This is a genomic window from Planktothrix sp. PLAVEN19ND (assembly GCF_057220675.1).
The window spans coordinates 4579306-4601128 of record NZ_CM170132.1; the positions used below are offsets into that span (position 1 = coordinate 4579306).

Sequence of the window (21823 nt, forward strand, 5' to 3'; positions counted from 1 at the left end):
ATAGGGAAAAAATATTAATGGGTTTTTATTAGATACTCATATTTTATTTTCTGGGGATTTCAGATAGTTGGAATTTCCTAAATATCAAGTAAATCGGTTATGAAAAATCGGACTTCCCAAATCGCCGGGCTACTGGTTATTTCCATCTCTGTAATTGTACTCCTAGGTTGGCAATTTAACCTATCCCTGCTCAAAAGTGGTTTTCCCTCGATGACCTCAACCATGAAAGTAAACACAGCACTGTGCTTTCTGTCTGCTGGAGTATCTTTAATATTGTTGTCGCGCCCACGACCCACCCAACTATATTATCGAATCTCTCAAGGTTTAGCCGGAGCGATCATTTTCATCGGTTTACTAACCCTGAGCGGATATTTATTCGGTTCGGATTTGAAGACAAATCATGGATATATTGTATCCTCAGAAACCCATGATTCAGGACGCATGAGAATCAATACGGCGTTCAATTTTGTCCTGATGGGAGTAGCCCTATTCCTACTCGGGCGAAACCGTCCCTGGAATATTGGGTTGGCTCAGATTTGTAGTAGTGTTGCGGCTTTAATTTCTCTGTTAGCGTTATTAGGACACCTATTCCATGTCGATGTTCTTGAACGATTTTTCCTCCTAAGCACGGGTCAAGCAATCAACTCAATCCTAGCCTTTTTCCTTCTCCATATCGGAATTTTGTGGCTCCGACCGCAGGAGGGATTCATGCAGGTCTTAACCAGTCCCCTAGTGGGTGGTGTCATACTTCGACTGTTACTCCCTTGGGCAATTGTTTTTCCCATATCCCTAAACTTGTTAACATTTCAAGGACAAAAATTAGGCTGGTATAACGCCGAATTTGGCTATAGTTTACGGTCAATCATTCTAGTTTTGACCTTCTCAATTCTGCTCTGGGTCACGGCTCGATTTTTGAACCAAATTGATCACCAACGCCAACAAGCCGAGGTACAACTCAAAAAAATTAACCAAACCTTAGAAAGTCTTGTAACCGAACGCACAGAATCTTTAGAAAAATCCCAGGCTCGTTTTGCCGGAATTTTAGAAATTGCCAATGATGCGATTATTTCAGTGGATAGCACTCAACATATTACCCTGTTTAATCAAGGGGCGGAAAAGATTTTTGGTTACAAACTAGAGGAGGTTTTGGGGCAACCTTTGAGTTTATTACTCCCAGAACAGTTTAGAAATGCCCATCATCAGCATATCCAAAAATTTGCCCAGTCTTCGGGAAAAGCCAGAAGAATGGGAGAACGAGGTGAAATTTGGGGTCGTCGTCGAAATGGGACGCAGTTTTTGGCTGAAGCCTCAATTTCTCGGTTAGAAATCGGAGACGAAACATTATTTACGGTTATTTTGCGGGATATTAGCGATCGCAAACAGATTGAGACGGCTTTACGCAATAGTGAAGAACAGTTTCGCCATGCGTTTCAAGATGCCTCAATTGGGATGGGAATTCTTTCGATGGATGGGCATTGGCTGAAAGTCAATCCTGCTTTGTGTCAAATTGTTGGCTACTCTCCAGAGGAATTGCTAACACTAACATTTGAAGATATTACCTATCCTGAAGACTTGGAAGTAGATCTGAACAATAGACATCAGCTATTAGCAGGAACCCTGTCAACTTACCAACGAGAAAAACGTTATATCCATAAGCAAGGACATATTGTTTGGATTCTGCTGAATGGATCGGTCGTCCAAGATCAGCAGGGAAATCCACTGCACATTATTGCTCAAATCCAAGATATCACGGCCAGAAAAGAAGCTCAAAAGACCCTAGAACTGCAAAGCATTATTATGAATAATATGGCGGGGGGAGTCTGTTTAGTTAAAGTCCCAGATTTGATAATTGTCTACACTAATCCCAAGTTTGATGCGATGTTTGGCTATGCAGAAGGCGAACTTGTCGGTCAACCCGTGGGTGTGATTAATTATGTCGATACCCGGGTGACGCCCGATGCCACCGTTGAAGATATCGCCACCCAACTTGAACGGGACGGGGAAGCCAAATATGAGGTCTACAATCGGAAAAAAGATGGCACACTCTTTTGGTGCCGAGTTCACACCTCTAGGTTTGAGCATCCTGAATATGGGACTGTATATGTTGCTGTTCAGCAGAATATCACAGAGCTAAGACTGGCGGAACAAGCCCTGCAAGCCACCACTAATCGCCTTAACTTTCTGCTCAACTACAGCCCCGTTGTGATTTTTAGCAGTAGACCCGATGGTGACTATGGTGCAACATTTGTTAGCGAAAATATCAAGGATTTATTGGGCTACGAACCCAAAGCGTTTTTAGAAGATTCTGAATTTTGGATGAATCATCTACATCCAGATGACGCAGATCAAGTGTTTAATGGACTGGCAAATCTATTCGACGATGGTTTTCATTTTCAAGAATTCCGTCTTCTGCACGCAGATGGGAATTATCGTTGGGTACTCGAACAAGTCAAACTCATTCGAGATCAGGTAGGTAGACCTGTGGAAATTTTGGGATATTTAATTGATATTAGCGATCGCAAACAATTTGAATTAGAACTTCAGCAGGCAAAAGAAGCAGCAGAAGCGGCTAACCAAGCTAAGAGTATCTTTCTTGCCAATATGAGTCATGAACTCCGCACCCCCCTCAACTCAATTTTAGGATTCACGCAATTAATGAGCTATGAAAGCGCTTTGCCTCCTTCCGTCCAAGAACGCTTACAAATTGTTAATCGGAGTGGTAAACATTTGTTGGATTTGATTAATGATATTTTAGATTTATCCAAAATTGAAAGCGGACGGATGACCCTCAATCTTTCTGACTTTGACTTAACAAATTTACTAACTTCCATTCAAGATCTGTTTCAAGTTAAAGTTCAATCTAAAGAATTACAGCTAATTGTTGAGCGAGATCCCGATCTTCCTAAATTTGTGCATACCGATGAGAAAAAACTCTATCAAGTCTTAGTCAATCTCCTCGGTAATGCGATTAAGTTTACTAAGCAAGGAAGTATCACCCTGCGGGTAAGAGTAGGACAAAAAGAAACAAACTTCTGTCGTATAAGCTTTGCCATTGAGGATACGGGGGTGGGAATTGCGCCCACAGAAATTGAGAGTTTATTTCAGGTTTTTGTACAAGCCGAAGCCGGAAATAATTTGAGTCAAGGTACGGGTCTGGGTTTAGCCATTAGTCAAAAACTAATCCAACTTATGGGCGGTCAAATTCGGGTTAAAAGCACTTTGAATCGAGGGAGCACTTTTTCCTTTGAGATTGGTGTACAGTTACCTCAAGCCAAGTCCTTACCCTCAGAATCAATTATTGATCAAAGAGTAATTAGTTTAGCTCCCGGACAACCAACTTACCGCATTCTTGTCGTCGAAGATTTAGAAGAAAATCGTCACTTGTTAGTCGATATCCTGACCTCAGTTGGTTTTCAGGTGAGGGAAGCAACCCAGGGCTTGGAGGCACTTTCGCTGTGGGAAAATTGGTTGCCACACTTGATTTTTATGGATCTGCGAATGCCGATCATAGATGGATATACTGCTACAAAACGCATTAGAGAAAACCCTAAGAGCCAAGAAACTGTTATTATTGCTTTAACTGCTAGTGTTTTTGAAGAAGATCGAGAGAAAGTTATTCTGACTGGCTGTAACGATTTTATCAGCAAGCCATTTCAGCAGAGAGAAATTTTTGACAAACTCGCTAAATATTTAGGAGTGCAATATATTTACGAAGTCGAAGAACAAGCCCCCAAAAAACAATTGGTTGAAACGCTTTCTGTAGAAGATATATCTATGATGTCTCCTCAGTGGTTAGAACAAATGTATCAAGCTGCTTACTATCTCGATACTGAAGTAATGAACGAATTAATCTTACAAATTCCCGAATCTAAAGTAGGTTTGTCTAAGGCACTAACTGATTACATCAATAACTTTAATTCTGACCGAATTATGGAGTTAATTCAACCGTTGCTAGGGGAAGTAATAGGGAATAGCTAATTTATTTTGTTAATTTTATAATCAAATCTGTATTAAATCAATAATAAAAACTGGTCAACTGTAATAATACTAATTGCTCGAAAAGGATTTAATACCAACAAATCCTTATCTCCTGTAATTATATAATCAGCGTTACCACTAACAGCCAATTCTAAATATTTATTATCTTTGGGATCTCGGCATTCTTCAATTGATTTAAAATCTCCTCTAATATTTCAGGAGTTAAACCTCTAGCTATGGCTTTTCTACTAATATCATCCATTAATTGCCCTAGGGTATCAACTTTTTCTGTTTGAATGGAGTTGATTTTTAGTTTCATTAATGTGGAAAATTTTAATTCAATTTGTTGCTTTTCTATGTCACTTGCTTCCCGATAGGCTTGAGCAATTTCTTCTGGTACTTTAATCGTAATTTCTTGTAATTTATTCATAATTTGTTAAACCTCATCTTGCCTCTGATATTTATCGGATTTCCTCTGTTTTCGACCTTCTAAAATGTTAACATGAATTTATAGAAAATATTGACAGGGGTTAAAACCCCCTGAATTGCTTTTCATCTGGTGGTCTAAAGCCACTGAATTTTCAATCTCTGAGATATCTTCTATAATTAAAAGATTGTTCAGTATTCATTATTTCCCACTCGCCGTGACTACCACTCCCTTACCTCCCAATCCCCAACGCCCCGCCACACAACGCCCAGACCTGCTCGGACGCTTCGGACAATTTGGAGGCAAATATGTCCCAGAAACCCTAATGCCTGCCTTAGCTGAACTGGAAACAGCCTATAACCATTATCGTCAAGATCCCGAATTCCAAGCCGAACTACAAAGTCTGCTGAAAGACTATGTGGGAAGACCTAGCCCCCTATATTTCGCCGAACGCCTGACCCAATATTATGCTAGACCCGACGGCAGCGGCCCACAAATTTATCTGAAACGGGAAGACCTCAACCACACCGGAGCCCATAAAATTAATAACGCCCTCGCCCAAGCCCTATTAGCCAAAAAAATGGGCAAACAGCGCATTATTGCGGAAACCGGGGCGGGTCAACATGGGGTAGCCACGGCGACGGTTTGCGCCCGCTATGGCCTAGACTGCGTGATTTATATGGGCATTCACGACATGGAGCGTCAAGCCCTGAATGTGTTTAGAATGCGGCTATTAGGGGCGGAAGTGCGCCCGGTGGAAGCGGGTACCGGAACCTTAAAAGATGCCACTTCTGAAGCCATCCGCGACTGGGTAACTAACGTTGAAACCACCCATTATATTCTGGGCTCCGTTGCCGGGCCACACCCCTACCCCATGATTGTTCGGGATTTCCATAATGTGATTGGGGTAGAAACCCGCGCCCAATGTTGGGAGAAATGGGGGGGTTTACCCGATATTTTGTTAGCCTGTGTTGGAGGTGGTTCTAACGCCATGGGGCTGTTTAATGAGTTTGTCCATGAAACCTCTGTGCGTCTGATCGGGGTCGAAGCTGCCGGGTCAGGGGTGGAAACGGGAAAACACGCCGCTACCCTCACCCATGGCCGGGTGGGAGTGTTACACGGAGCGATGAGTTATCTATTACAGGATGATGATGGCCAAATCATGGAGGCCCATTCGATTAGTGCCGGGTTAGATTATCCCGGGGTGGGGCCAGAACATAGTTATTTAAAAGATTTGGGTCGGGCGGAATATTACAGTGTGACCGACCAGCAAGCTTTGGATGCGTTTCAACGGTTATCCCGTTTAGAAGGGATTATTCCCGCCTTGGAAACCGCCCATGCGATCGCCTATTTAGAAACCCTTTGTCCGCAATTAGAAGGCAGTCCTCGGATTATTTTAAATTGTTCAGGACGGGGGGATAAGGATGTACAAACGGTACAAAAATTCCTGAATCATTCTAATAGTTAGCTGAAGTAAATTATTCACCGCTTAACATTTTTTGGGTGGGTGGTAATATGTCACCTACCCCTAGGGTTAATATCTTTGATCGCCCAATCAATATTAGTTTTTCTAATTTATCTAGGGGTATAATTTTATTTTTTAAAAGATTGTCAAGGAGTCATGACATTTTATTGAAAATTACTCTCAAATAGTTGACGAAATCATCGGGGTTCTGGTACACTATAAAATATACCTGCCAAGGGGTTGTTGTGTTTAAGAGCAAAAATAGCGTCTAAAACCCTGATTATTTCGTGAAATATCCGGTTTTTTTGCCCCAATTGCCAGCCTATCTTGCACGAATTTTAGGCAAAAAACTGGAAGCCCTAGAAAGGTATCTTGACAAATGGTATGTTTTGTGCATCAAGCAGAAAAAGCGATCGCCATCTCCCAAAAACCTGTTTTTCCCCATCGCAACGATACCTTGTCAACCATATTAAAAAAGCGAACAATGTTTAAGTTACCTGTAATGGGAATAGTCTTATTATTGGGAGGGTGTACATTTTTATCGAAAACTAACTTAATTTCTCCATCCTTACCGGAGGTAAAACCCATTTTAGCTTCAACTCCTTCTAATCTTGAAAAATTAGAGTTATCGGTTTATCAGCAAGTCAATGAATATCGCAAATCTAAGAATTTACCCCTGTTAAAACTTGACCCTAATATTAGTGAACAGTCTCGAATTCATAGCTATGCAATGGCTAATGGGAAAGTAGCTTTTGGTCATGGGGGTGCAGAAGCTCGGTTTCAAAAAATTAGTCAGTTTGTTCCTTGGCGAGAAATTGCGGAGAATGTGGCTTTTAATTCTGGTTATGTTGACCCAGGAAAAGAAGCTGTTAAAGGGTGGATAGAAAGTCCGGGTCATCAACGAAATATGGTGGGAAATTATGATTTAACGGGAGTAGGTATTGTTAAAAATGCGAAGGGAGAGTATTATTTTACTCAAATTTTCGTGAGAAAAAAATAGGGTCAATAGGAGTTCTTGCTATTATTCTGAGAAGGGTTAAGTCTAATTTAACCACAAAGACACGAAGACACAAATAGGTTTAAAACCTTAACCCGCTCATTGCTATATTTGCCAAACTACGATAAAATCAATTAAAATTATTTTTAAATAATATGTCTAATTTTCAAGTTTGTGATGGGGATATTTCGGAAGCGTTATTATCCGAATATCTGACCGCAGATGCTTTAGCGGTAGATACGGAGACAATGGGTTTATTACCTTGGCGTGATCGCCTTTGCTTAATTCAAATTTGTGACCCTAAAGGTCAAGTGAGTGCGATTAGAATTGCTAAAGGTCAAAAAGAAGCCCCTAATTTAAAAAAACTCTTTGAAGCTCCTAATATTCTGAAGGTATTCCATTTTGCTCGATTTGATATTGCTACAATTCGTTATCATTTAGAGATTGAAGTTAATCCGATTTTCTGTACTAAAATTGCGAGTAAATTGGTTAGAACTTACACGGGAAAACACGGACTCAAAGAGTTAGTCCAGGAATTAGAAAACGTCGAACTCGATAAAACCTCCCAAAGTTCCGACTGGGGAAATGCAATTAACTTATCGGAAAATCAATTAAATTATGCCGCCAATGATGTTCGCTATTTATTAAATGTACAGAAAAAGCTGGTTTCCATGTTGGAGCGAGAAGACCGTTTAGAACTCGCACAACAATGTTTTTCCTGTTTACCTGTGCTTGTGACTTTGGATTTATTACAATTTAATGGTATTTTTGAACATCATTAAATTTTAACGCCTAATTCTGGTTGGGATATTCTCAAAAAAAAATTCCCCCAACCTAAGTTGAAGGAAACCATCAGGGTGCATCTATTTTTGTTTATTCTGTTAGGATTGTTTCTGATCGGGATATTCTCAAAAAAAAATTCCCCCAACCGAAGTTGAAGGAAACCATCAGGGTGCATCTATTTTTGTTTATTCTGTTAGGATTGTTTCTGATCGGGATATTCTCAAAAAAAATTCCCCCAACCGAAGTTGAAGGAAACCATCAGGGTGCATCTATTTTTGTTTATTCTGTTAGGATTGTTTCTGATCGGGATATTCTCAAAAAAAATTCCCCCAACCGAAGTTGAAGGAAACCATCAGGGTGCATCTATTTTTGTTTATTCTGTTAGGATTGTTTCTGATCGGGATATTCTCAAAAAAAAATTCCCCCAACCGAAGTTGAAGGAAACCATCAGGGTGCATCTACTCTTACTTATTCCTGGGCGATTGTTTCTGATCAGGATATTCTCAAAAAAAAATTCCCCCAATCTAAGTTGAAGGAAAATTATCGGGGTACATCTATAGCAGAAATGACCGAAACCCCTGATATGGCTTTGCTGCTATAGTTACGGTTGCTATCTTCTTCAGAACGGAGAGGGGGGGATTCGAACCCCCGGAACCTTTCGGTTCACCTGATTTCAAGTCAGGCGCATTCGACCACTCTGCCACCTCTCCAATTGCTCATTGTTCAGCCAAACAATTATAACATAAATGATGATTGTGCCAAGCGCTGAGACAATAATTCTGTTTCAACGACCTGGAAGTCCTCACCTACCCAAACTAACGACACTTCCGATACTTGATTTTGGTCTAAACTGACCAGCGAAAAATTCCGTTGCTTCCCTTGGGGGGTTTTTCTAATCCGACTCACACAGGCGGCATTCAGATAGACCGTCCCTTCTGGACTGGTTACTAACCGTTGACGCTGACGGGTTTTCGTATGGCGAAGGTGATGGTGCATATGACCAAAAGCGACTAAGGGAATGGTTTTACCCCGGGTGCGAGCGTGGGTGATCGCTTCGGCCAAATCGGGATCACCATAATCTCCCCCGATGGGGTTCCAATCCTTCCCGCAGGGAGCCTCTGCTGCCTCTCCTAACCCTGTGGGGCCGTTGTGACTTAAAAACAGAATCCGATCATAGGTCGCCGTTTCCACCGCCTGAATCATGCGTTGGGCGGATGCTGCAAAACCATCTACACCAAATCGCTCCGTGTAGAAATCGTGATATTTCCATTCTGGGCCCCCCCAACTGAAGGGACGGCCTCCGACCACGGTTAATTGCAAATCGGGAAAGTCCCGTTTTCCGTAGCCTACATGATCCTCCCCAATCAGATCCAGTTGTTCTTGGACACGATCTTCTATTGTCCGATTATAGGGGCATTTTTGGCGTCCCCAGTCGGTGGCGGTGTACCAAGCGTCATGGTTGCCAAAAGCGACGGCTTTGGGGGTATCCACGGCGGCGATGGTTTTGACCACATCCACCGCCTCATTGCCAAAATCCCCCACAAATAGAACTAAATCAACCGCTAAAGACTTCAATGCTAGGGTGTCGGCCTGTTCCCATTGATCATGAACGTCTCCAACAACGGCAATTTTTAGGGGTTTGATATTCACAAGGATGATAGTTTCAAAGCTTCCTAACCTAGAATAAGCAATTTTGGGGCAACGGTGAATCCCCATTTTTGGTGAATCCAACTATAATTAAACTACCCTGAACAATATTGAGAGTTCCGATAAGGTTCTATGTTTACATCCACCCTTCCCGCGACAAACCGTTCCACTGTTGCCGATTTACCCGAGGATTTGTTTGCCGCCATTCAAGAGCTTAAGCAAAAATTAAATGCGGTGATTTTGGCGCATTACTATCAAGATCCTGATATTCAAGATATTGCTGATTATATTGGAGATTCCCTGGGACTAGCGCGACAAGCGGCTCAGACCGATGCCGATGTGATTGTTTTTGCTGGGGTTCACTTTATGGCGGAAACGGCCAAAATTTTGAATCCTGATAAGTTGGTATTATTACCGGACTTGGATGCGGGGTGTTCTTTGGCTGAAAGTTGTCCGGCCGATGCTTTTGCTCAATTTAAAGCCAAATATCCCGATCATATTGTGGTGTCTTATATTAATTGTACCGCCGAAATTAAGGCGATGAGTGATATTATTTGCACCAGTTCTAATGCGGTGGAGCTTGTCCGGCAAATTCCTGAAAATCAGCCGATTATTTTTGCGCCCGATCGCAATTTAGGCCGATATGTGATGGCAGAAACGGGACGGGAAATGGTATTATGGGAGGGGGCTTGTATGGTGCATGAAAACTTCTCCCAGAAGAAGTTAGTGCAGCTAAAAATTGAACATCCCCAAGCGGAAATTATTGCCCATCCTGAATGCGAACTTCCGATTTTAGATCAGGCGGATTATATTGGTTCCACCACGGCATTATTAAACTATGTCAAAAACAGTCCTAAGTTAAGTTTTATTGTGGCAACCGAGCCCGGAATTATTCATCAAATGGAGAAGGAAACCCAGGGAAAATCCTTTATTCCTGCCCCACCCCTCAGTAGTTGTGCCTGTAATGAATGCCCGCATATGAGGTTAAATACCTTAGAAAAACTATATTTAGCGATGAAAAATTGTTCTCCCGAAATTACCCTTTCTGAAGAAATCCGAATTGCCGCTTTACGTCCGATTCAACGAATGTTAGAAATGAGTCAAAATATTAATGTTCCCAAGGGATAGGAAGGAGTCAGAAAAATCACAATTTTTGTCAAAATTGTAATATTCTATGGTAGGAGTTCGTTCTCTAAACCCGATTCGAGGTCTAGTTTAGAGAGTGAACTCCTACATTTTTTTTCACGAATCACTTATGATTGCTATATAAAACCTAGATCAAAAATCTCCTTGCTGAATATTAAACGGATCAATAACTCATGAATAAACATTTAATTATTTTCACCCGCTACCCCGAACCCGGAAAAACAAAAACTAGGTTAATTCCGGTTGTGGGAGAAATTGGAGCCGCAAATTTGCATCGTCAAATGACGGAAAAAACCTTAAATACAGCCCGACAATTACAAAAAATAGAGTCTCTGTCTATTGAAGTTAGATTTACTGGAGGCAATTTAGATGTGATGCAAAATTGGTTAGGAGCAGATTTAATTTATGATGCTCAAAGTTTTGGGGATTTGGGAAATCGGATGGGAAAAGCCTTTCAAATGGCATTTTATGAGAAAAAAAACCAGATTCTCATGATTGGAACCGATTGCCCAGAACTAACTGTTGATATTTTATCTGAGGGATTTAAACTATTGCAAGATCATGATATTGTGATCGGCCCAGCCAAGGATGGGGGATATTATTTAATTGGTTTAAAACGTTATATTCCTGAATTATTTAAAGATATTGCTTGGGGAACAGCAACGGTTTGTGAGACGACCCTCAAGATTTGTGAAACCTTGAATTTATCCGTCGGTAAATTACCTGTATTATTAGATATTGATCGTCCTGAAGATTTAGTTTTTACTGAATTTAGCAATGAACAATTAGGGTATTATGGCCTGTGATGGCTATTTCCTAGAGATTGAGATTCCAGACTGACTCCCCAAAACCTAAGTAATCTGGGATGATGGAGGGAGTATTATGCGGCTGTGTCATTCTAAATTAATACTGGGACTATTCGTGAGGCTAATGATATGGAGGTTGATGAATTATTAAAACGCTATGCAGAAGGAGAGCGCCTGTTTCGAGCCGTTAGCCTCGTAGGAGCAGATTTAAGGGGTGTTGACCTCCGGGAAGCCACAATAGCCCGAGCTAACTTGGAAAATACCTCCTTCGTGGGAGCCAACTTAGTCGGGGCAAATTTTCGAGAAACCAAGTTTACGGGTGTTGACTTCACCGATGCGGATTTAAGCGATGTTAACTTAATTGGGAGCTATTTAGGCGATACCAAGTTCAACCGAACCAACTTATGCGGTTCGAGTTTGCGCGGGTCTTCTTCTAAAAATGTTAGCTTCACTCAAGCTAATCTCACCGAAGCTAACCTGACGGAATCGAATTTTGCGGGGGCGAATTTTGCGGGGGCGAATTTAACCCATGCTACCTTAGTCCGAACTAATTTGATGAAAGCTAATCTCACTGGAGCGATTTTAGAAAGCGCCAACCTAACCAACGTGATTCTGCGAGAAAGCATCTTAGAAGGAGCAAACTTAACGAATGCGACTCTGAGTGGAGGAATGATGATTGGGGCTAATTTCCATGAAGCCGATTTAACCCGAGTCACCATGATTGGGGCTGATTTAAGTGAAGCTAACCTGAGTGAAGCCAACCTGCGGGGGGCGAATGTAACTTGGACAACTTTACGCGGGGCTAATATGAGCCGAGCTAGACTTTACCGCACCAAATTATCCTGGTCGAATTTAAGTAGTGTCAATCTGATTGAAGCTATTATGATTGATACTAAATTAGACCAAGCGAATTTGAGAGATGCGGATACCCGGGGAGCAATTTTACCGAATAAATAATGGATAGGTTCTGTGCCAATACAATCGACTATTGATTCTCAAGAACTGTTGCGTCGTTATTTAGCTGGAGAACGAGATTTTAACCATGTTAACTTGATTGGTGCCCATCTATGTCAAGTCAATTTGGTTGGGGCTAATTTAACTGGAGCATCTTTAGCCAGGGCAGATTTAACAAGAGCTATACTCCATGAAGTTAACTTGACCAATGCCTTTTTGTACGGGAGTAATTTAAGTTTTGTCAAGTTGGGTCGAGGACAATTAAAAAATGCTGATTTGACCAAAGCCAACTTGGAAGGAGCGTTTTTAGTCAAGTCTGAGATGAGTGGCGTTAAACTCAGTGGTGCGATTTTACGCGGGGTTAACTTGCGAGCGGCTAATTTATCCGGGGTGAATTTATGTGGGGCAAATTTGGTGGGTGTAAATTTACGCGGGGCTAATTTAAGTCAAGCTAATTTAAACTGGGCAAATTTGACTCGCGCGAGACTCACAGGGGCAATTTTTAAAGACACCCAAATGACCGGAATTAATCTGAGTTATTCCCATTTATTAGAACTAAATCTTCAGGGATTGGATTTAAGTGGAGTCAATTTTACCCAAGCATTAATGACCCGAACTAATCTACAAGATTGTGATTTAACTGCCGCTAATTTGAGCCAGACTCAGTTAAAACAAGCGGATTTAAGTCGGGCTAAATTACAAGATGCGAATTTAGTTGAAGCTAATCTAATCAGTAGTAATTTGACTAATGCAATGTTAATCCGGGCGGATTTATCCGGGGCTATTCTAACCCATGCGGCGCTAATGGAAACGAATTTGAATTTAGCTATCTTGAAAAAAGCCGATTTGCGCGGTGCTAACCTGCGAAATGCCTATCTCTGGAAAGCGGATTTATCTGGAGCTAATTTAGCAGGTGCCAATCTCTATGGAGCCAGTTTACGCGGTGCTAACTTAGAAGGAGTTGATTTGACAAATGTTAATTTAACCGGGGCTACCCTTTCGGATGGGACAGTTAATCCAGGTTAAGATGGCTATTTCCAGTCAGAGGTTCTGCATCCTCTTAAATCCTAGTTTTTAAAGGTCTTGAATCGCCAAATTTTAACATTTTATAGTAAATAAAACAACCCTTTTTTTTATTGCCAATTCAAGGCAAAATATAAGTATAGAGTTTTTTGTGAATTAGCCACTATGATGCTTAAAGCTAGAGATATTATGACCGCCGAGGTGGTCACCATCAAGGGTTCCGCCACCGTTGCCGATGCCGTTGAACAAATGAATGATCTGTGTTTACGCGCCTTGATTGTTGAACGGCGTCATCCACAGGATGCCTATGGGATTGTCACTGAAACCGATATTGTTTACAAAGTCACTGCCTACGGGAAAGATCCTAAAAAAATCCGGGTTTATGAAATTATGACTAAACCTTGTATTTCTGTGAATCCTGACCTGGGTGTGGAATATGTAGCGCGGCTCTTTGCTCAAACCGGAATTCGTCGCGCTCCTGTAATTCAGGATGAGCTCCTGGGAATTGTTTCTGTAACTGATATTCTGGCTAAGGGAGACTTTGTAGAAAATCCTAAAGGTATTTTATTAGAAGAACGGATTCAAGAGTCAATTGATGAAGCCCGGGCGATTTGTGCAGAAAAAGGAGCAACCTCAAAAGAATGCGCCGCGGCTTGGGATATTGTAGAGGAATTAGAAGCCGAAGCATCTCACCAAAAAGCCGAACGTTTAGAGAAAACTGCCTTTGATTTATACTGTGAAGAAAATCCCGATGCGGCAGAAGCTCGGTTGTATGACACCTAATCATTGATTAACTTTAATGATGGGGATTATCCCTGCGGTGTTCGGTGTTTGACTAATGCTCAGGACGCAGCCTGTTCGCTTTTAAGTTGCCCATCAATAGTTACATTTTCCCCCTCTAACCTAGTAGTAGTATAGAGGGGGTGTGTTTTCGGTAGGAATTTGGGATTAATTCTGGGGAAAAAGCCACAGTAACAAGGGAAAAGAGATGAAGGATTACCTCTTAAATAAAATATTAGCTAAACTCCCTTTAAGGATTATTTTTATAATTCCCTTTGTCTTGCAAATTTCTGGTATTGTGGGATTAGTGGGATATTTGTCCTATCAATCTGGACAGAAAACAGTTGAAGATTTAGGCACCCAATTAATGGATGAAGTCGGCGATCGCGTTAAAAAAAATTTACAACTCTATTTACAAACTCCTCATCAAATTAATCAAGTTAACTTAATCCAAATTGAACTCAATTTATTGAATTTACAAAATTTATATCCCTGGGAAAAATATTTGTGGCGACAAATTCAAATCCACCCCGACATGGCTTATATTGCCATCACAACCGATAAAAACAAACAACGAAGCGGAGAGAAATTATTAGGTGGAAGTCTTCATATTAACCTGGTGGGGGATGATGTGGGGATGAACTTTTATAGTTTCAATGTGAATGAAAAGGGCGATCGTACCACGGGAAAGTTGATTATCAAAAATTATGATCTGCGTCAACATCCCAGTTATCAAAAAGCAGTCCGAGCAGGAAAATCATCTTGGAGTGATGTATTTGTTTCTTTGTTGGAACCGACCTTATTAATTAGTGCCTTAGAACCTATTTATAATCCTAACAAACAGGTGGTCGGGGTGTTGCTCTCTACTTTACGCCTCGATCAGATTGGTCACTTTTTAAGTACCTTAAAAATTGGCAAATCAGGACAAACTTTTATTATTGAAAAAACCGGTAAATTGTTAGCCACTTCCACGGGAGAAATTCCCTTTCGCTCGGTTAAGGGTGAAAAAAAATTATTTCTAGCCACCGAAAGTAAAAATCCTATCACCCGGGCAACAGCCCAGTATTTAAACAGGCAATTTTCTCAATTAAAATCACTTCCTAAAAACCCCAAAATTAAGTTAAAAATCCAACAAGAAAACTATTTTTTAAGTTTGGTTCCTTTTCGGGATTCTAAGGGGTTGGAATGGCTGATTGTTATTGTTGTTCCAGAAAATGATTTTTTAGGACAAATTAAAGCCAATAATCAAACCACTTTTTTACTGGGTTTGTGTGCATTTTTTGTCGCTTTATTGATGAGTTTATTGACGGCTCGATGGGTGATCAAACCCATTCTAAAACTCAATCAAGCCTCTAAAAATATTGCTCGAGGAGAATGGAATCAGACAACGGAAGTTAACCGTTATGATGAACTGGGAGAATTAGAAACATCTTTTAATTTTATGGCAAATAAGTTAAAAGAATCTTTTTCGATTCTGCAAGAAAATGAACATCGTTTGAACCAATTTTTAGATGCTGTTCCCATTGGGATTACCGTACATGAACCCACGGGAAAAATTTATTATATGAACCGAAAATGTCTGGAAATTTTGCAAATAAAAGCTATTTTAAATGCAGAAAAAGAAGATTTAAGTCGAACTTACAGAATTTATAAACAGGGGACAAATCAATTTTATCCTACAGAGGAGTTACCGATTATTAGAGCCTTAGCTGGAGAAACCATTTATTTAGATGATTTGCAAATTTATCAGCCAGAAAAAATTATTCTGCTTGAAATTTGGGCTACTCCGATTTATAATCATCAAGGTGAAATTATTTATGCGATCGCAGCCTTTCAAGATATTAGTCAGCGCAAACAAACCGAACAAACTTTAGCAGACTATAATCATACCCTAGAAACCCAGGTTAAACAACGCACCACCGAACTCGCAGAAGCCAAAGATAAAGCCGAAGTCGCCAACCGTGCTAAGGGTATTTTTCTTGCGAATATGAGTCATGAACTGCGAACGCCCTTGAATATAATTTTAGGTTTTACCCAAATCATGAATAGTTCTCAGACCCTATCTCCTAAGGATCGAGAAAATATTAAAAGTATTAATAATAGTGGAGAAGATTTATTGAAATTAATTAATAACATTTTATCTTTTACAAAAACCGAAGTAGAAACCATAAACCCTAATTTTGATCAGGAAATTTATGTAGATACTCAAACAAACCTAAAAACTTTTAACCTAACGGTGGAAAGCTTTTCGGGAATGTCCTTAGAATGGATAGAACAATTATATCAAGCTATTTCCTCCTTAGACGAACCTTTGATTTTTGGTTTAATTGAGAAAATTCCACCAGAAAAACAGGAGTTATCGGAAGAATTAAAATATTGGGTGGATCATTTTAGGTTCGATTTGATTTTTAATGTCCTGGAAAATATGATCCAAAAATCTTAATTAACCATGAATCCAACCATTGAGAGTAAATCGACCATCAGCAAACTTTTCAGAGGGACAATACACGGGTAAAACTTCATGTTTACAGCGACTATCAAAAAATATAATACTATTATTTCGAGGTTGAATCTGAGTAAATTTTTCTTGAATTATGGCTGATTCCCCGGTAATTTTAGTTTGATATAACCTCAAATCTCCACCATAAAAACCTTGAGGTTCTTGATGAAAATAGTACACATAGGTTAATTTACGATTAGCTGCTTTTCCCCCATCTACATCTTGATGAATTTTATAATATCCTCCATGTAAGTGAGCCGTAATTTGGATTTCTAAATGCGCCACTAAAAACATTTGTATTTTTAATTGTTCCATCACCTGCGGTCTGGCGGTAAGAATTTTATGGGTAATTAATTCATGAAATTCTGCAAAGTGTTCAGGAAGTAAAATATAGGATTGACGATATTCTGATTCCTGATTAATCACTTCTGAGGAAAAGAAATGAGTTTGATTAGCGAGCGTCAGGTTTAAAAGTTTTTGATAATCTTCCTCTGAAAAAAAATTATCAATTTGTACATAATCAGGATTTATAATAATTGCTTCTGCTTCGGTACTATGGGATGAATTATCGCAAGATGGGAGAAGATCGGATAAATTTGAATTAAAATCTTTCTGTTGTGATAATCTGCCTATTTCTAATACTTTTAATGCGGCATTTAGCCTTTGCTCATAGGGAATTTCTGGTTGATTAATACTAGACTTCACTATTTCTAAGGCTTGATTTAAAATTTGATCAAACCTGATATTGTAGTCTTGATTTTTTTCCATATTAGATAACAGTGGAGATGATTTTTTTTGCATAAATCAAAGTTTTTATAAAATCAATTCCTTGATTATACTCAGTTTTGATCCCCCCAAGGCAGAAATTTATAAAAAACCATGTATTAGGTTGAAGACTTCAAAGAACAACAAAAAGTTTGGAGGTCATTATACATTTGACGGAATAAGGGGCATTTTTTTTTAACTTTATTCGGATCAATTTCTAATAAAAGAATAGGGGTATAATATCCTTTAGAAAAACGGGGTTTGTGCCGATCAGTTTCATCTTGAATACTTGATTGGATTAGTGCTTCTGATAGTTTATCTTGACAGCAATCTCTTTGAGAGTCGTACTCACTAAATGATTCTGGATTATCAAAAGAAATATTTGCTTGCGTACTTAACCACCAACGCATCCGTTGCTGTCTTCCTCTAAAATCAGGATGTTTAGCGATTGAATTATCCCAATCTGCAATAATCCACGCTTCGAGTTCAGGCGCGGCAAACCCTATCAATATTGGAATCCCATCACAATTTGGTATTTTTGATAAAGAGTCTGATATTTTTTTTCTTTGTGTTTCTGGATTACGACAATCTAAATCATCAAAAACAAAAATCAGGTCACATTGATTTCTTTTTTCTTTTAAAGCAATTGGTAATTCCTCTTGAATTTGCTCAATTAAACTCTTACCTGTTCTTCCATAACTCATGGACTTATTAGGTCTAGGGCCAGATTTTCGACGAAATGGCGTTTTTCTTTTAAATGTGCACCCCGGAAAAGTGTTTGTTAAAAAATTGATTAACCCTCCTGTTTTTCCCTCTCCTGCTCCGTCCTTTTTCCTCAATCCGACTTCAGATTCACCCCCTCCAGCAAAAACCCATACTACCACGGCCAACCTCCCAGACTCGGATCGCCAACACGATATAAATCACCTAATTCCCACCCTTCTGTTAATTTTGGCTCTAACATTTCCCTAGAAATGGATTTAATTGAAAAATGGGTTTGATCAGTGGAATCAAAATAAGAAACATTCTCTAAACAATCGGTAAAATGATCCAAAAGATCAGGACTATGGGTCGTAATAATCACCTGAGTTTTTTGAGCCGCTTGTTTAATCCACTCAGCTAAAATTGGCATCCAGGCAACGTGCAATCCTAATTCTGGTTCATCAATTACTAACAAAGAAGGTAGGACTGGAGAATGTAATATTGTTGCCCAACACAACATCCTCACTGTACCATCGGACATTTCATTGAGATAAAAGGGTTCATTCGTGTCTTTAAAATGCCATTCTACAGTTAAAGATAAACGACCAGAACGGATTGGTCTAATTCGACGAGTTTTGGGTAGAATGGATTTCATTGCTAAATTAAGACTTTCCTCAAAATCAATATTTTGATTATATAAGTTATCCAAAACTAAAGCTAAGTTATCGCCTGATTGAGATAAGTAAATATCACTTTGTCCTAGCTTTGGCTCGGCGGTTCTAATTTGGTTTAAATCCATGTTATTAGCATTATAAAAATGCCACTTTGAAACCAAGTCAATTAATTCTCTCCTGATTCTATAAATCGGTGTATTTTCAGGAGGATATTGACTATTTTCTAAAATTTTAGTAATTGATGATAGGCCCAAAGAATTTGTAGGAATATTGTCTAAACTTTCAAAATGAGTTGGGTAGTATTGACCGGGTTGATCGTAAACAGATACAACTCCTTTACCTAATCCTCTATTATGTAATTTATAATAATAAAAAGGATCGGAGTCGGCTGGATCATGTAAATCTTCCCCCCCATATAAATATTCTTCTGAAACTGTCGCCCTAGTTTCTCCCCTATCAGTATAGAGTTGTAAGTCAAAAACTACACTGTCTCTTTCAGGATTATTCGTCTGGGAAATTTGGGAAAAACAATAATAAAGATTAACTTTTGCTGGACTACTCACACTACTATCTAAAATTCTAGTGCCACCAATTTTGGAAATGGCATCTTCAAAACCACTCACTCCTCGATTTTCTTCGGGAATATTAATTAAGCAATTTTTTAAGAATTTAAGACAACTAATAAAATTACTTTTTCCCGAACCATTTGACCCGATAAATATATTCAGATTACTCAGATAAAATGGTTGCTCAGAACATAAATTTTTGTAGTTTTTGGTTGCCAAAAAATGCAATAAGGGTTGATTCATAAATTTTGACAATAATCACCAGATTTTTCATGGTATCACAAAATAAAAAAATATGCAATACTTAAACACACAAACCCTGAAAATAGAGGAGAATTAAACATTGAGCATCAAGAGCGAATATACCTTAAAAGCTGGGTTTAGTTGTTCCGGTGTGGGATTACATACGGGTGTGAACACAACTGTTAGGGTTTTACCTGCAAATATGGGGGAAGGACGCTATTTTGTGCGGGTTGATTTACCAGAAACTCCTAAAATTCCTGCTATATTAGAATCAGTATTATCCACAACTTTATCCACAGAATTAGGCAATTCAATCGCAACAGTTAGAACCGTTGAACATTTGTTAGCAGCCCTAACCGGAATGGGAATTGATCACGCCCGGATAGAAATTGATGGCCCGGAAGTTCCCCTATTAGATGGTTCGGCTCAAAATTGGGTAGAGGCGATCGCCACCGTTGGACGTCAACCTCTCGATAGTCCTCCCCAGGATGTCCCTCATTTTCAAATTACCCAACCCCTATCCGTCCAACAGGGGGATGGGTTTGTCGCCGCTTTTCCCGCATCCGAAACCCGATTTACCTATGGGATTGATTTTTCGGTTCCAGCGATTGGCAATCAATGGTATAGTTACACGGCTAATCCTGAAATCTTTGCGCGGGAAATTGCTCCGGCTCGGACTTTCACCCTAGAAGAACAGGTAGAACAGTTACGCCAAGCGGGACTGATTAAAGGAGGTAGTCTGGATAATGCGATTGTCTGCGGAAAATCAGGATGGTTAAATCCACCTTTGAGATATGCAAATGAACCCGTGCGTCATAAAATTTTAGACTTAGTAGGGGATTTGAGTTTATTGGGTTTTCTGCCCCAAGCTCATTACTTAGCATACAAAGCCGGACACCATCTCCATGTTCAACTGGTTCAGGAAATATCAAAGTAGTAAGCCCGACCGGGCTTCCCTCCCCTCTTACTGATCACGCCCTAACCCCTATTACGACGGTTGATGATGTCTACCACTAACGCTAACTTAAATTCATCGGATATGGACGACGCCCCCGTGTTGAATCCTGAAACAGTATTGATGATTGAGGAGATTCAAAATTTATTACCCCATCGCTATCCCTTTGCCTTGGTGGATCGAATTATTGAATATATCCCGGGGAAAAAGGCCGTGGGCTTAAAAAATGTCACCATCAATGAACCCCATTTTCAAGGTCACTTCCCGGGGCGTCCCATTATGCCCGGAGTTTTGATTGTGGAAGCCATGGCCCAAGTGGGTGGAGTGGTTTTAACTCAACTTCCTGATTTGAAAGGAAGCTTGTTTTTATTTGCGGGAATTGATAAAGTCCGATTTCGTCGTCCCGTAGTTCCAGGGGATCAATTGATCATGACTACGGAATTATTAGTCGTGAAACAACGCCGTTTTGGTAAAATGCAAGCTCGCGCCGAAGTCGATGGTAAACTGGCCTGTGAAGGAGAACTAATGTTCTCCCTTGTGGACTGAATTCTTATACCTTATTAGGTTTTAACCCATTTTAATTTCTATGACGACCTTAATTCACCCCACTGCTGTGATTCATCCTGGTGCAGAACTCCATCCGACGGTTCAAGTTGGCGCTTATGCTGTGATTGGGGAATATGTTAAGGTCGGTGCGGATACGGTAATTGATTCCCATGTGGTGATTCATGGCCGCACGGAAATTGGCGATCGCAATCAAATTTTTCCCGGGGCGGTGATTGGTTCCGAACCTCAAGATCTCAAATATGATGGTTCTTTGAGTTTAGTTAAAATTGGCAATGATAATCTGATTCGGGAATATGTCACGATTAATCGCGCTACAAATGCCGGGGACGCGACGATTATTGGGAATCAAAATCTATTGATGGCCTATGTTCATGTTGCCCATAATTGTGTGATTGAAGATCAGGTGGTAATCGCCAATTCCGTCGCCTTAGCAGGTCATGTTTATATTGAATCAAAAGCTCGATTGAGTGGGGTTTTAGGGGTGCATCAATTTGTGCATATTGGGCAATTGGCTATGATTGGCGGAATGACCCGAATTGATCGAGATGTGCCTCCGTTTGTGTTAGTTGAGGGGAATCCTTCTCGGGTGCGATCGCTGAATTTAGTCGGGTTAAAACGAGCCGGATTTAGTTCCGAGGATTTTTCTTTATTAAAGAAAGCCTTTCGCTTACTATATCGTTCTGAATATTCTTTTACCCAAGGGTTAGAACAGTTAGATTTATTACCAGATCATGTGGCGATTCAACATTTACGCCAGTTTATTAAGCGGTCTCAAACCGATCCCGGACGTCGGGGAATGACTCCCGGGGGAAAACGCAAAACCACTGAAGATTAATCAATGAGGA

19 protein-coding genes and 1 tRNA gene are annotated in these 21823 nt (G+C 40.0%); 13 read left to right on the forward strand and 7 right to left on the reverse strand.

From position 1 onward, the window contains the following. Positions 1 to 99: 99 nt before the first annotated feature. Entirely contained in the window at positions 100 to 3978 is a 3879-nt protein-coding gene (locus AC2D3N_RS19465; protein WP_484691862.1) for a PAS domain S-box protein, read from the forward strand. A 32-nt stretch (positions 3979 to 4010) separates the two neighbouring features. Here AC2D3N_RS19465 and AC2D3N_RS19470 read toward each other — a convergent pair whose 3' ends face one another. Next, entirely contained in the window at positions 4011 to 4127 is a 117-nt protein-coding gene (locus AC2D3N_RS19470; RefSeq protein ID WP_234996784.1) for a hypothetical protein, read from the reverse strand. Between the two features lie 2 nt (positions 4128 to 4129). After that, positions 4130 to 4408 carry a hypothetical protein gene (locus AC2D3N_RS19475; RefSeq protein WP_484691863.1) on the reverse strand — a complete coding sequence of 93 codons (279 nt, stop codon included), beginning with the start codon at positions 4406 to 4408 and terminating at the stop codon, positions 4130 to 4132. A 214-nt stretch (positions 4409 to 4622) separates the two neighbouring features. Here AC2D3N_RS19475 and trpB point away from each other — a divergent pair, with 214 nt between their 5' ends. From trpB to AC2D3N_RS19490, 3 genes are all read left to right on the forward strand, one after another. Beyond that, positions 4623 to 5873, forward strand: a complete 1251-nt coding sequence (gene trpB, locus AC2D3N_RS19480; RefSeq protein WP_079680591.1) for a tryptophan synthase subunit beta — start codon at positions 4623 to 4625, stop codon at positions 5871 to 5873. 376 nt (positions 5874 to 6249) lie between these two features. Beyond that, positions 6250 to 6870 (forward strand): CAP domain-containing protein, encoded by a 621-nt coding sequence (locus AC2D3N_RS19485; RefSeq protein WP_484691864.1) that lies wholly within the window; start codon positions 6250 to 6252, stop codon positions 6868 to 6870. A gap of 152 nt (positions 6871 to 7022) precedes the next feature. Continuing rightward, the gene (locus tag AC2D3N_RS19490; RefSeq protein ID WP_079680592.1) at positions 7023 to 7649 is read left to right on the forward strand and encodes a ribonuclease D; all 627 of its coding nucleotides are present in this window, start codon (positions 7023 to 7025) and stop codon (positions 7647 to 7649) included. A gap of 626 nt (positions 7650 to 8275) precedes the next feature. Here the strand turns inward: AC2D3N_RS19490 and AC2D3N_RS19495 are convergent. Both AC2D3N_RS19495 and AC2D3N_RS19500 read right to left on the reverse strand, forming a co-directional pair. Next, a tRNA-Ser gene (locus tag AC2D3N_RS19495) sits at positions 8276 to 8360 on the reverse strand. Between the two features lie 25 nt (positions 8361 to 8385). Continuing rightward, the gene (locus tag AC2D3N_RS19500; RefSeq protein WP_484693779.1) at positions 8386 to 9309 is read right to left on the reverse strand and encodes a TIGR04168 family protein; all 924 of its coding nucleotides are present in this window, start codon (positions 9307 to 9309) and stop codon (positions 8386 to 8388) included. A 120-nt stretch (positions 9310 to 9429) separates the two neighbouring features. Here AC2D3N_RS19500 and nadA point away from each other — a divergent pair, with 120 nt between their 5' ends. The 6 genes from nadA to AC2D3N_RS19530 all read left to right on the forward strand — a co-directional run bounded on the left by nadA (position 9430) and on the right by AC2D3N_RS19530 (position 16449). Then, a complete protein-coding gene (gene nadA / locus AC2D3N_RS19505; protein WP_484691865.1) occupies positions 9430 to 10425 on the forward strand; it encodes a quinolinate synthase NadA in 996 nt (331 codons plus the stop codon). Positions 10426 to 10616: 191 nt separating this feature from the next. Next, positions 10617 to 11249, forward strand: a complete 633-nt coding sequence (locus AC2D3N_RS19510; RefSeq protein ID WP_079680596.1) for a TIGR04282 family arsenosugar biosynthesis glycosyltransferase — start codon at positions 10617 to 10619, stop codon at positions 11247 to 11249. 129 nt (positions 11250 to 11378) lie between these two features. Next, complete coding sequence (locus AC2D3N_RS19515; protein WP_079680597.1) at positions 11379 to 12206, forward strand: pentapeptide repeat-containing protein; 828 nt, start codon at positions 11379 to 11381, stop codon at positions 12204 to 12206. 30 nt (positions 12207 to 12236) lie between these two features. After that, positions 12237 to 13229 (forward strand): pentapeptide repeat-containing protein, encoded by a 993-nt coding sequence (locus AC2D3N_RS19520; RefSeq protein WP_079681041.1) that lies wholly within the window; start codon positions 12237 to 12239, stop codon positions 13227 to 13229. Between the two features lie 162 nt (positions 13230 to 13391). After that, entirely contained in the window at positions 13392 to 14009 is a 618-nt protein-coding gene (locus AC2D3N_RS19525) for a CP12 domain-containing protein (RefSeq protein WP_079680598.1), read from the forward strand. A gap of 205 nt (positions 14010 to 14214) precedes the next feature. Continuing rightward, a complete protein-coding gene (locus AC2D3N_RS19530) occupies positions 14215 to 16449 on the forward strand; it encodes a cache domain-containing protein (RefSeq protein ID WP_484691866.1) in 2235 nt (744 codons plus the stop codon). On the opposite strand, the gene AC2D3N_RS19535 is transcribed toward AC2D3N_RS19530, so the two are convergent. The 3 genes from AC2D3N_RS19535 to AC2D3N_RS19545 form a co-directional block, all read right to left on the reverse strand. Further along, the gene (locus AC2D3N_RS19535; RefSeq protein WP_484691867.1) at positions 16450 to 17307 is read right to left on the reverse strand and encodes a 2OG-Fe(II) oxygenase; all 858 of its coding nucleotides are present in this window, start codon (positions 17305 to 17307) and stop codon (positions 16450 to 16452) included. Between the two features lie 83 nt (positions 17308 to 17390). Then, the gene (locus tag AC2D3N_RS19540) at positions 17391 to 17975 is read right to left on the reverse strand and encodes a DUF4276 family protein (RefSeq protein WP_144017834.1); all 585 of its coding nucleotides are present in this window, start codon (positions 17973 to 17975) and stop codon (positions 17391 to 17393) included. Positions 17976 to 18148: 173 nt separating this feature from the next. Further along, complete coding sequence (locus tag AC2D3N_RS19545; RefSeq protein ID WP_079680601.1) at positions 18149 to 19456, reverse strand: AAA family ATPase; 1308 nt, start codon at positions 19454 to 19456, stop codon at positions 18149 to 18151. Between the two features lie 100 nt (positions 19457 to 19556). Between AC2D3N_RS19545 and lpxC the strand changes: the two genes are divergently transcribed. The 3 genes from lpxC to lpxA all read left to right on the forward strand — a co-directional run bounded on the left by lpxC (position 19557) and on the right by lpxA (position 21813). After that, on the forward strand, positions 19557 to 20393 hold the full coding sequence (gene lpxC, locus AC2D3N_RS19550; protein WP_079680602.1) for a UDP-3-O-acyl-N-acetylglucosamine deacetylase: 837 nt from the start codon (positions 19557 to 19559) through the stop codon (positions 20391 to 20393). 102 nt (positions 20394 to 20495) lie between these two features. Then, entirely contained in the window at positions 20496 to 20957 is a 462-nt protein-coding gene (gene fabZ / locus AC2D3N_RS19555; RefSeq protein WP_369821850.1) for a 3-hydroxyacyl-ACP dehydratase FabZ, read from the forward strand. Positions 20958 to 20997: 40 nt separating this feature from the next. After that, positions 20998 to 21813 (forward strand): acyl-ACP--UDP-N-acetylglucosamine O-acyltransferase, encoded by an 816-nt coding sequence (lpxA, locus tag AC2D3N_RS19560; protein WP_079680604.1) that lies wholly within the window; start codon positions 20998 to 21000, stop codon positions 21811 to 21813. The last annotated feature ends 10 nt before the right edge of the window (positions 21814 to 21823 follow it).